Genomic DNA, 11,299 nt, shown 5'->3' with positions numbered 1-11,299 from the left:
GGCACATTCTTGCGGGTGTGCCTTTTTTGACAATGATAAGGAGATGTTGGAATGGACGTACATATTAAAGTTGGGGTGATTGGCCCACTTTGGATAAAGGAAACCTTCCAAAGATGCTTTGATCTCTTTCCGTCGATGACCCCTATTTTCCGCCTCTCTAATCAGTTAAGCGATGCCTCTCGATTTACGAAGGAACTAGGTGAACAAGTAGATTGTTTCCTTTATTCAGGTAAGGCACCCTATTTAACAGCAAGAAAGGAGATTCCTGCACAGCTTCCCTCCTTCTATGTTCCTTTGAAAGGTTCTGGATTATATCGTGCACTCTACTTACTAAACAAAAAGAAACCATTGTCACATATCAGCTTTGACGGAATTCAAGTACCCTATATCGAAAATACGAAACAATCACTCCAAGAATCTTTCACTTACACCTATTATAATGAATTAGTCCATGCCGATCATGTAGATGAAGTAGTGGAACATCATTTATCAGTGATCGAGAAATTCCCAAATAGCGCTGTTATCACGAGTCTAATGATAATTAGTGAAAGGCTCAGTCAGCTTGGAATTCCCAATCAATGGCTGAAGCCAACAGAGGAAGATATTATTGTTATATTGGAGCGCCTCCTCCTTTCTACCACACAGCGAAAACAAAAGGAAACGCAAATCGTCATTGGCCGAATCTTTGTGGATCACTCCGCATTAATGAAAGATTTTGCCACTGAAAAACAAGTCCAAAAACGGATTCATGCAATTTATAAAACATTGTTGCATTTCGCAGAACAATTTGATGCCTATTTAACTGCCTTAAATGACGCTGAATATATATTTGTGACCAATAGAGGGACATTTGAACGCATTACGGAAGGCTACAAATCGCTGCCTTTATTAAATGAAGTGAAAAAATCGCTAAATATCCACTTATCAATTGGAATTGGTTTCGGATCGACAGCCATGGAAGCAGGCAAAAATGCACGATTTGCTCTTTACCAGGCACAGGATTATGGAGGGCAATGTGGGTTCATTGTTCGTGAGGATCGAAAAGTCTTTGGCCCCATTGACCTGATTTCTCCTATTACTTATCCCCTATCGATAACAGATAAGAAGCTGCTCGATTTAGCGGAAAAATCAGGAATCAATGCCGTTCATTTAGAAAAGGCATTAGCGATGATTAAACGAAATCGACTCAATGAATTTACCGCACAAGATGTTGCCAATATGTTAGGCATTACCATTCGAAGCGCTCATCGAATTTTGCAGGCATGGTTAGACATTCATATTATTGAAGTGGTCGGTACAGAAAAACTGACAACGAGAGGTCGGCCACGACAAGTTTTTTCAATGATTCAAAATGAGGAGTGGTGAAAATGAAAATTGGATTAATCGGATTAGACACATCCCATAGTGAAATATTCACGCGATTGCTGAATGATTCAAGTGATCCCCACCATGTTGCTGGCGGGACAATCACACATGCCTTTCCAGTCTTTTCAGAAGACTTGCCGATTAGCAGAGACCGTTTTCTACATTATAAAGAGATCGTTGAAAATAAATACAAAGTGAAAATTGTAGAAAATATTGATCTGTTCATGAAAAGTGTGGATGCAGTTCTATTAGCGACTGTAGATGGCAGAAATCACTTGCTTTGGTTAAAAAATATCGTCCACTACAAGAAGCCGATATTCATTGATAAACCGATTGTAATGAGTAGTGATGAATTAAAGACCGTAGTCGAGCTAAGTGAAAACTTTCAGACACCAATCATGAGTTCTTCCTCCTTACGGTATGCCCAGTCGATTACAAATAAAGAGACGAGCGATATCGTTAGTGCGTATATATACGGGCCATTGCCACAGCAGCAAGCTATGCCCGGTTATTTTTGGTACGGCATTCATTCGCTAGAAATGATTGTCACCCTTTTTGGAACAGATATCGTAACGATCAAAAAAGAGAAATATGAGAACTATGAGCTGTTGTATTTAACCTTTGCTACTAATCGCCAAGTGATTTTTCGAGGAGATTATGATTGGCATAACCGATTTGGCGGCATTATTCACTATAAAGAGCAGATAGAAACATTTAAGCTTTGGCAAGATGAACAACCTTATTATAGAAATCTATTAGTTGAAATCATAGCATTTTTTAATACTAGTAAATCTCCTGTGTCCCTTGATGAAACAGCTCAGATCATCAAGTTGATTGAACAAATTAACTCGCTGGAATAAAACAAACCACCTGAAAAACTCTTATTCTAGAATCCTTTTATTTGCTCCTCTAGCAAAAACATTCTAAATAAGAGTTTTTACTTTATGATTCACTTTCTCACAGCCTTTCTTCACTCCTTTTTATCCAACAACTACTGCCAGAAACCCTTTTCTATGATAAAATATGCATAATATAGACTATTTTAGGAGGGTTGGTAGAAAAATGAAGAAAAAAGTCGCGACTATTGCAACTGCTGCTCTTTTATCAGCAAGTTTTACAACAAGTGCCTTTGCTTCTACCTACACGGTACAAAAAGGGGATACACTTTCAAGTATTGCTAAAAAGCATCATACGACAATTGGGGAACTTAAATCTTTAAACAATCTAACAAGTGATTTCTTAGCTAGCAACCAATCACTAAAAATTGTACAACCTATTGCCCCTACTGCTCAGAAAACGACTGCCGTTGCCACGTTATCACAAACGGCACAATCGTATACAGTCGCTTCAGGGGACAATCTTAGCAAAATTGCTGCAAAACACAGCATCAAATTAGATGACTTAATCGCTTGGAATAACTTAACATCGGATCGTATTTATCCAGGGCAAAGCTTGAAGGTATCTTTAGTGTCTGCCACACCACCACCGACAGCACCTGCAGAAGAACAGCTGCCAGCACCTACGGTAAACAATAATCAGACAGAATACATCATAAAAAGTGGCGATAGCTTGTCACGCATTGCTTCACAATTTGGAATGACCGTTCAGCAGCTGCAAAGCCTTAATAACTTAAAATCCGATTTAATTTATGCTGGACAAAAATTACTGATCAATGGAAGTGAGAAACCAGCTGTTGAACAGAAGCCAGCTGACAGTGAGCAAGTCATAAATACAGATATGCCTTTATTAACCGAGGCAATCAAGCTGATCGGCACTCCTTATCAATATGGCGGCTCAAGTGTAGATGCCTTTGATTGCAGCGGATTTATTCATTATGTTTTTAACAAGACTGGAAAAGCGATCAATCGATTATCATCTGAAGGCTATTATAGCCGTTCCTATTATGTGGACACTCCACAGCCTGGCGACTTAGTTTTCTTTGAAAATACATATAAAAAGGGCATCTCCCATATGGGCATCTATATCGGAGACAACCAATTTATCCATGCGAGCACATCAAATGGTGTGATGATTACGAAGCTGAGTGATGCTTATTACCAGAAGCATTTTGATGGATTTAAGCGATTCTATTAATGTATGATTATATGAAAAGAGGCTGTCCCAAAGTCAAAGGTATGACTGAATGGACAGCCTCTTTTTTATTGGGTTTGATATTGATTGAGAGAGTTCCTCATCAATTTTGGTCTTCATATTCTTTATGATGGACATTTTGAGAGTTTCCTCTTCTGCTTTTGGCCTTCATCTCTTCGATGATGGACATTTCGATAATTTCCTCAGCTACCTTTGGCCTTCATCCCTTCGATGATGGACATTTCGATAATTTCTTAAGCTGCTTTTGGCCTTCATCTCTTCGATGATGGACATTTCAATAATTTCCTCAGCTGCTTTTGGCCTTCATCCCTTCGATGATGGACATTTCGATAATTTCCTCAGCTGCTTTTGGCCTTCATCTCTTCGATGATGGACATTTCGATAATTTCTTCAGCTGCTTTTGGCCTTCATCTCTTCGATGATGGACATTTCGATAATTTCTTCAGCTGCTTTTGGTCTTCATCCCTTCGATGATGGACATTTCGATAATTTCTTCAGCTGCTTTTGGCCTTCATCTCCTTGATGATGGACATTTCGATAATTTCTTCAACTGCTTTTGGCCTTCATCTCTTCAATGATGGACATTTCGATAATTTTCTCAGCTACCTTTGCCCTTCATCTCTTCGATGATGGACATTTCGATAATTTCTTCAGCTGCTTTTGGCCCGCATCCACCTTGATAATGAACATTTAAGAGTTTCAGCATCAATTCTCGCATTTTTCCAACCACTTTCTAATTTCCATAAAAAAAAGCTACCCAACTATACAGGCAGCTTCTCTCTCGATTCAAATCTAAATCACCGTCGCTCCCAATGAACCTTCGAAATGGCCTAAAGCCCAGTCATGTCCGGCTTGATTAAAGGATGCAACCGCATCTCTATGTACAACGATTTTAAATCCTTTGTTGTAAGCATCGACTGCTGTATGAAGAACACAAATATCTGTGCATACCCCTACCAAATGAATTTCATCAATCCCTCGCACACGCAATTTCATTTCTAAGTCCGTTCCAGCAAATGCTGAATATCTTGTTTTATCCATGAAATAGACATGGTCCGCATCTTTGTTTTCATCATATAACTCTTTTAAACCGCCATATAAATCTCTTCCTTTTGTATGACGGATATTATGCGGAGGAAATAGTTTTGTTTCTGGATGATAGGGGTCCCCCTCTTCATGGACATCAATCGCAAATACGGTAAAATCCCCATTTAAGATAAATTCCTTTGTTAATTCAACCATTTTTTGTTCTAATGCCTGTCCTGGTTCTCCACATGTTAAAGCCCCATCTGCTGCGACAAAGTCAACTGTATAATCAACATTAATTAGTGCACGTTTGGACATATTAGCTTCCCCCATTTTAGTGTTTGATTAAATGGTAATTCATGGGTGTGTATTTGGCAACTTTCTTTTATTTGGAAATAAATGATTTACAGTTTTTTCTAAAAGTGACATCATAATAATATAAGTTAGATATTGAAGAGGAGTGATTGAAATGAAGGATAAAAACGTCTTTCAAGTGAATGGTTTTGTTGGCATTTTAGCGATTATCGTGCTGATTGGTCTTGGTGTATGGCTATTAATGAATGAACTGTTTTTCATTGCTATTCCTGCCCTGATTGTTGCTGTTCTTTTAGCGAGCGGAATTACGATTGTGCAGCCAAACCAGGCAGCTGTTGTTACTTTTTTCGGTAAATATTTAGGTTCAATCCGAAACAATGGACTATACTTGACCGTGCCACTTTCCCTTCGACGCAATGTGTCACTAAGGGTTCGTAACTTTAATAGCAATCGCTTGAAGGTAAATGATGTGGAAGGAAATCCAATTGAAATTGCTGCCGTGATTGTATTCAAAGTGGTTGATTCTGCGAAAGCAGTATTCGATGTAGACAATTATGAGGAATTTGTTGAAATTCAAAGTGAAACAGCGATTCGTCATGTGGCAACGAAATATCCTTATGATACGTTTGGAGAAGCGGATCTTACATTAAGAGGAAATGCAGAAGAGGTTTCCAATGAATTGACAGCTGATTTACAAGCCCGTCTGAATGTGGCTGGGGTTGAAGTGATTGAAGCAAGACTGACGCACCTCGCCTATTCCACTGAAATTGCTCAAGCAATGCTCCAGCGTCAACAAGCAACAGCCATCATCTCTGCCCGCCAAAAAATTGTTGAAGGTGCTGTCGGAATGGCACAAATGGCCATTAAGCAATTGGAAGCAGATAAAACGATTGAATTAGATGATGAACGCAAAGTGCAAATGGTAAATAATCTGCTAGTGGCCATCGTTGCTGAAAAACCAGCCCAACCAGTTATTAATACGGGGACACTATATTAATGAGTGAGCAATATGTCTAAGAAAAAAAGTTTTCCATTACGATTAGACCCGGAATTATATGAGATTTTGCAGAAATGGGCGGCTGATGATTTAGAAGTGTAAACAGCCATATCGAATTCCTTCTTCGTGATGCTGCTAAAAAGGCTGGACGATTGAAGAAGTCGCAGGAGTGAAGAAATAAAGTAGTCTTTAAAATCAAGTGGAGAGGGATCGTTTGTAAGATCACCTCTCCTTTTGTATTTCTTGAAATATCCTGTTTTTTTACAGAGTGATCTTTTAAGTGGATGAAATTTCCCGGTAGAATTAATTGTATGATGTGGAAATATGAGGATAAGGCTGGAATTTTATTGACTTAATTGTCTCTTAATATTTGCTAGATCTCTTTCATTCCGTACCGTTTTCTCCCATACGAAATCCTGATCAATTTCAAGAACTTTAAAACGTGCTAATATCTCTTGATGACGCTCTTCGCTCTTCGTTTCCATCTTTTCTAACTGTACTTGAAGTCCTAGTTGGTCTTGTTTCATTTGATGCATTTCTTGTTTCATCTCTTGCTGATCGGAATGCATGTTTCCTACCATTTTAATTAATTGTGATAACATAGTATCCATTTTTTCTTCGTTCATCATTCTCTCACCTCCTCTCTAATAGTATACAGCAATTTCAGTATTTTTGAACCTATCATTATGTAAAAAAAAGAAGTAAAGAACTTCGCAAAATAAGTGCAAAGATTCTAATCAACATATTCTTCTCTACTGTTTACGAGAACATTTCCAATAGTAATTTTTAATCAAACGTTTGATTAAAAAATTTTTGAACCCATATGAAACCTAGGATAAATTTTCTGTTTTAAAAATTAACTTTTTTCATTGACTATATTGGGAAAGTATTTGTCATAAAAAGAGACAATCCTTATGCTTCGTTTAGAAGCACAAGAATCGTCTCTTTGTTTACAATGTTTTAATTAAAATACTCGCAATGACAACTGAACCAGCTGTTACAGTTGTAAATCCACCGATTAACATCGGGGTTAAGATTTCATTTAAGATCATTTCTTCTTCTTCTTTATTTCTTCCAACGCTTCGGCTGACTTCCTCACAAACTAGGTAATCGCCAGGGAAACCGACTGTGGCTGTAAGTGCGACAGGGAGACCCTTCAAAGGATCCCATTTAAATAATTTAGAACCGATAAAGCCGCCGATAATGATGCCAATAATTCCGACAGCGATGATCATGAACATTTCCGGAAGATAACCGATAAACATTTCAAATGTCGTATCATTCATAGTAGCAATAATTAAAAATACGAGTCCTGCCATTCCGATTGTGAAAGCATTCGCCCGTTCCATTACACGGTCTGGATAAAATCCAATGACTCTGCCAATAATCCCAAGTGCTAACGCCCAAATACTATATGGGACACCTGTAAATTGGTCGAGAGCCACCGCAATCGCCCCACCGATAAATAATTGAAAAAGAAGGATAAGATTGGTTTGGTATTTTTTCGGAATCCATTTGGAATAATGTTCGCTAACTTTTTCTGCATGCATTCCATTATCTATACCTGCTTCTAACGCAGACGCTGTATACGTTCCAGCATCAACTGCCTTTTGAAACTTTAATGCATACCGGCGTAACAAAATGGCGGAAAGAGGCATACCAAACAGAGACTGGAAGGATAGGATTAAAGCTGGAATCACGACAAGACTTGCCAAACCGACTTCTTTTAGCCCTTCAGCAGTTACCAAAAATGCAATGACTCCCCCTGTTAATGGTCCTGCTCCCGCAACAGCCGTTTGATATCCAAACATCATCGTAATCAAAAGAAGAATGAGCCCTGTGCCGAAAAGAATCCCAATCAATGATATGGCCACGGCCTTCCATTGACTTCGTATCACTTTGAGAGGAATCAATGTGCCCATATGAATAATAATGGGCGCTGTTCCTAATACGGCACCAATTTCAACAAATTTAGAATCCCCAATCAAATCCTTTGGGATAATTCCTGTCCAGATTAATATGAGATACCCTACGATGGCAACGAGAAACATAGAAACCCTAGCTTTTGTAAGGATGGATATAACTTCTCCTACCGCGATTAATGCCAAAATAATAAGAGCTGCAATGACTGGTTCATGTATCATTTTTTTACACCCCTTTACTTTTTTATTTTTATTAAAAGGGAATTAAAATCTATTCCCTATCAATCCAATTGTCCTAACAGCTTGAAAGAAGATTGGACAAACAATTCAACACCGATTTCTAATGCATCTTCATCAATCGTAAAACGAGGGTGATGATGCGGGTAGATGATTCCCTTCTCCTTGTTTCCGGCACCAACAAAGATAAAGCAGCCTGGCACCTGATCTGAAAAGGCAGAAAAGTCCTCTCCGCTCATTAGCGCTGGCAGCGTACGCAGCGTATCTTCCCCCCATACATCAATGATTGTTTCCTCAACAATTTCTCTGACTCTATCATTATTTACAACGGAGCTGTAGCCAAAATGATAATCCAATTCAAATGATGCATGATGCGCTTCCGTCACTCCTTTCACAATTCTTTCAATTAATCCTGGAATTTGTTGACGAATGTCCGGATGAAAGCTTCGTACAGACCCGCTTAAAATAGCTGTATCTGGAATGACATTATGTGCGGTTCCGCTATGGAACTTTGTCACTGATACGACGAGTTTTTCAAGGGGATCAAGGTTTCTTGAAACAATATGCTGCAGATTATTGATTACTTGTGCACCAATGGCAATCGGATCAACTGCTGCATGGGGCTCAGAAGAATGGCCGCCTTTTCCTAGAATTTTAAGATCAAATGTATCACTTCCAGAAGTTGCTGGTCCATGACAGATCCCGATTTTCCCCACCTCTATTGGGGAGCATAGATGAATGCCAATCACTTGATCGACTCCATCCAATACACCAGCTTTCACCATTTCCTGTGCACCGCCTGGGAATAATTCTTCTGCATGTTGAAATAAAAAACGAATTTCTCCTTGGATGTGCGCTTTTAATTTAGTTAATAATTTGGCCGCACCAAGCAGCATCGCCGTATGGCCGTCATGTCCACAAGCATGCATGACCCCTTTGTTCTGTGATACATAATCAAAAGTGTTCTCCTCCTCAATTGGAAGCGCATCCATATCTGCCCGCAGTGCAATCACCTTTCCAGTTTCCTGACCAACCAATCGGGCCATCACACTTGTTTTCGTCGGACGTGAAATTTCTAAATTACCAAAGGTTTGCAGTGTTTCATATACAAATTGAGCGGTTTTCTCTTCCTGAAATGACAGCTCCGGATACTTATGGAAATATCTGCGCCATTCAATCACTTTCTCTCTCATTTCTGCTGTTAACTCATGAATCATTTGTATTTGCGACAACTTTCATAACTCCTTGTTCGTTTGACATCACTTTTATTAACGGACTACTTTAGGAATAATTTCCTTAAATAAAGTATACTGTTTTAATTTTCTGCACACAACAATTTTTTGAATATTTTAATAAAAAAACGTAGCCCATTTTTGAAAAAATAAAATAAGCACTCAAATTTGAGCGCTTATAACAATCGATATAGTTTACTTGGTCTTCCGCGGGTAGCGATCGCCTCTTCACCAATGCATTGTGCCAATTCCACATGGCACATACTCGTAACAATTCGCCGTGCATTTCGTTCGGTCATCTCGAGATGTGTTGCTAACTCCTTTGTTGTAAACTCGTGCCACCCCATTCGATGAATGAGAGCAGCAATTTTTTTATACGTTTTTAACCCGATATTTCCTTTTTTTAATTTTTCGAGAAGGATTTCATTATACGTACGGCTAGCATATTGGAGTTCATTATGTGTACCTGGTGTTTCAATAATTTTTCCATCCTCCTGGACAATCACAATCCCTCGTTTTTTCATCTCCTTCGAATGTTGGATTGCTCGAAAGGCGTTGACTTCTGCAGAATAGGCAGTTTTGCCATAGCCAATTCCAACAGCAATGGTTGTTTCTGCTTCAAGAGCTAATTTTTCAATCGTATCTTCTAATGTACGAATTTCTTGTTCAATTGAGCCACGAGAGCTAATTATCATATATCTCCCGTTTCCTTTTTCTGAAAAAGAACCCTTTAGTTTCTCACAGAGATTAATAATCCTTTCTTTTAACCGGAGCTCTAAATATTGTAAATGATAAGGGGTTTTCATCTCCTCAGCCACTCGATTAAAATACTCCACTTCAATGATCTCGACCCCGATTTGTGTATCTTTAAAGTAAGCAGCCTTCACTTTTTCGTCAAGAATCCGAAGTGTTTGCTGTATATCCACCTTACTAATTGACATATGGTAGGCAGGAACACCCTTTTCTCTTAATGCATCACAGACAGTTGGAAAACAGCATAATGCCCCTTCTGTCTTCCCTTCCTTCCATAAATCCAAATGGAAATGAAGCAACTCATTCAGATTCACATCTGAGTCAAACACTTTCGTAAAAACCTCTAGGGAGGGGATATTCATCTGTGGGATGGCTTCTTCGATAATAGTGTTTGAGGATATCGATTCAAGAAACATCACATCAATACTCAGCTTCTTAATAATCTTCCCTTGTTCATAGATCATCTCCAAAAGGGAATTATAAAAACCAGATTCTGTAGCCGGCACATGGACCATGATTTTATCTGTGTCTATATTTTTTTTGGCCATTTCATAAGGAATCGGACCAGAAAAAAGCCAAGCATGCAGATTCGAATCATTTTCCTTAATTATTTTTTCTATTTCATTAGTTGTTTCATATGGAAAAGAGAGAAATTCAAAATCAGTCTGATATTCTGCTGCAAATTCAACAATCCATTTAATTGAGGTATTTAAACCAACGACCCCGATTTTATACATTTTTTATACTCCCTTTATTTATAACTATCGATCAGATTTATATGGTTAAAAGCATCTTTTATCCTATTTCAAACAGATGGACTCCAGTTCTTTTAGCAATCTATTTATGAGAGTGAGCCTTATATCGCCTTTAAATATACTATATCTAATTTTACCTGTTTAGGCATGATCTGTCTTGTTTATAGAAGAGCCGATAGTCAATAATCCGTAAGTTCATTGTGAAATAGGGTCCTTAATCAATTATTTGATTAAATGAGAGATTTTCATTCCTTTCGAGACTTTTCAAATGAAAAGTAAGAAATATCTTCTTGTCACCCCGCTATTAAAGCTATGTGGAAAGAGGTGAAGGAGAAGCTGAAGAGAAGTTTGGAAATACAAGATTAGAAGATTAAAATAGGTGAACAGGCATAGATCTGCGTATTTCCAATAATGCCGAGAAAACTTTATAAAATACATCAACTATAAATCCTAGCAAAAGTCAAAAAAGCTCAAAGAATTACAACTCTGAGCATTGACAATATTCTTACATTTTTTGTTAAAGTACTAATAACTAAAAGCGACGGGTAACCCCTACATAACGGAACTATAGTCCGCTCAGAAACG

General features: G+C 38.3%; 9 protein-coding genes and 1 pseudogene. 5 read left to right on the top strand and 5 right to left on the bottom strand.

All coding sequences use genetic code 11. The features are described 5' to 3' along the window. The first annotated feature begins 51 nt into the window (after positions 1-51). The 3 genes from J2Z40_RS13840 to J2Z40_RS13830 all read left to right on the top strand — a co-directional run bounded on the left by J2Z40_RS13840 (position 52) and on the right by J2Z40_RS13830 (position 3,459). Positions 52-1,365, top strand: a complete 1,314-nt coding sequence (locus J2Z40_RS13840) for a GGDEF domain-containing protein (RefSeq protein WP_066397986.1) — start codon at positions 52-54, stop codon at positions 1,363-1,365. Positions 1,366-1,367: 2 nt separating this feature from the next. Then, on the top strand, positions 1,368-2,225 hold the full coding sequence (locus J2Z40_RS13835; protein WP_083953967.1) for a Gfo/Idh/MocA family oxidoreductase: 858 nt from the start codon (positions 1,368-1,370) through the stop codon (positions 2,223-2,225). 202 nt (positions 2,226-2,427) lie between these two features. Then, the gene (locus J2Z40_RS13830) at positions 2,428-3,459 is read left to right on the top strand and encodes a C40 family peptidase (RefSeq protein ID WP_066397989.1); all 1,032 of its coding nucleotides are present in this window, start codon (positions 2,428-2,430) and stop codon (positions 3,457-3,459) included. An 810-nt stretch (positions 3,460-4,269) separates the two neighbouring features. Here J2Z40_RS13830 and J2Z40_RS13825 read toward each other — a convergent pair. Further along, positions 4,270-4,821, bottom strand: coding sequence for a cysteine hydrolase family protein (locus tag J2Z40_RS13825; RefSeq protein ID WP_066397990.1), 552 nt, complete (start codon positions 4,819-4,821; stop codon positions 4,270-4,272). A gap of 151 nt (positions 4,822-4,972) precedes the next feature. Here J2Z40_RS13825 and J2Z40_RS13820 point away from each other — a divergent pair, with 151 nt between their 5' ends. Then, complete coding sequence (locus J2Z40_RS13820) at positions 4,973-5,815, top strand: SPFH domain-containing protein (protein ID WP_066397999.1); 843 nt, start codon at positions 4,973-4,975, stop codon at positions 5,813-5,815. Between the two features lie 12 nt (positions 5,816-5,827). Beyond that, a pseudogene (locus J2Z40_RS13815) lies at positions 5,828-5,988 on the top strand (type II toxin-antitoxin system antitoxin). A gap of 171 nt (positions 5,989-6,159) precedes the next feature. On the opposite strand, the gene J2Z40_RS13810 reads toward J2Z40_RS13815, so the two are convergent. The 4 genes from J2Z40_RS13810 to J2Z40_RS13795 all read right to left on the bottom strand — a co-directional run bounded on the left by J2Z40_RS13810 (position 6,160) and on the right by J2Z40_RS13795 (position 10,696). Beyond that, positions 6,160-6,444 (bottom strand): hypothetical protein, encoded by a 285-nt coding sequence (locus tag J2Z40_RS13810; RefSeq protein ID WP_066398000.1) that lies wholly within the window; start codon positions 6,442-6,444, stop codon positions 6,160-6,162. A gap of 321 nt (positions 6,445-6,765) precedes the next feature. Further along, the gene (locus J2Z40_RS13805; RefSeq protein ID WP_066398001.1) at positions 6,766-7,959 is read right to left on the bottom strand and encodes a hypothetical protein; all 1,194 of its coding nucleotides are present in this window, start codon (positions 7,957-7,959) and stop codon (positions 6,766-6,768) included. A gap of 59 nt (positions 7,960-8,018) precedes the next feature. Further along, positions 8,019-9,191, bottom strand: coding sequence for an amidohydrolase (locus J2Z40_RS13800; RefSeq protein WP_066399581.1), 1,173 nt, complete (start codon positions 9,189-9,191; stop codon positions 8,019-8,021). Positions 9,192-9,382: 191 nt separating this feature from the next. Next, entirely contained in the window at positions 9,383-10,696 is a 1,314-nt protein-coding gene (locus J2Z40_RS13795) for a helix-turn-helix domain-containing protein (RefSeq protein WP_066398003.1), read from the bottom strand. Positions 10,697-11,299: the final 603 nt, after the last annotated feature.

The sequence above is a fragment of the Cytobacillus eiseniae genome (assembly GCF_017874625.1).
Classification (GTDB): domain Bacteria; phylum Bacillota; class Bacilli; order Bacillales; family Cytobacillaceae; genus Cytobacillus; species Cytobacillus eiseniae.
Note: the sequence above shows the minus strand (reverse complement) of the source record. Positions and strands in the feature narration are given on the sequence as shown.

Coding starts and splice junctions, on each gene's coding strand:
- J2Z40_RS13840 (WP_066397986.1), top strand. CDS start 52: ATGGACGTACATATTAAAGTTGGGGTGATTGGCCCACTTTGGATAAAG.
- J2Z40_RS13835 (WP_083953967.1), top strand. CDS start 1,368: ATGAAAATTGGATTAATCGGATTAGACACATCCCATAGTGAAATATTC.
- J2Z40_RS13830 (WP_066397989.1), top strand. CDS start 2,428: ATGAAGAAAAAAGTCGCGACTATTGCAACTGCTGCTCTTTTATCAGCA.
- J2Z40_RS13825 (WP_066397990.1), bottom strand. CDS start 4,821: ATGTCCAAACGTGCACTAATTAATGTTGATTATACAGTTGACTTTGTC.
- J2Z40_RS13820 (WP_066397999.1), top strand. CDS start 4,973: ATGAAGGATAAAAACGTCTTTCAAGTGAATGGTTTTGTTGGCATTTTA.
- J2Z40_RS13810 (WP_066398000.1), bottom strand. CDS start 6,444: ATGATGAACGAAGAAAAAATGGATACTATGTTATCACAATTAATTAAA.
- J2Z40_RS13805 (WP_066398001.1), bottom strand. CDS start 7,959: ATGATACATGAACCAGTCATTGCAGCTCTTATTATTTTGGCATTAATC.
- J2Z40_RS13800 (WP_066399581.1), bottom strand. CDS start 9,191: ATGATTCATGAGTTAACAGCAGAAATGAGAGAGAAAGTGATTGAATGG.
- J2Z40_RS13795 (WP_066398003.1), bottom strand. CDS start 10,696: ATGTATAAAATCGGGGTCGTTGGTTTAAATACCTCAATTAAATGGATT.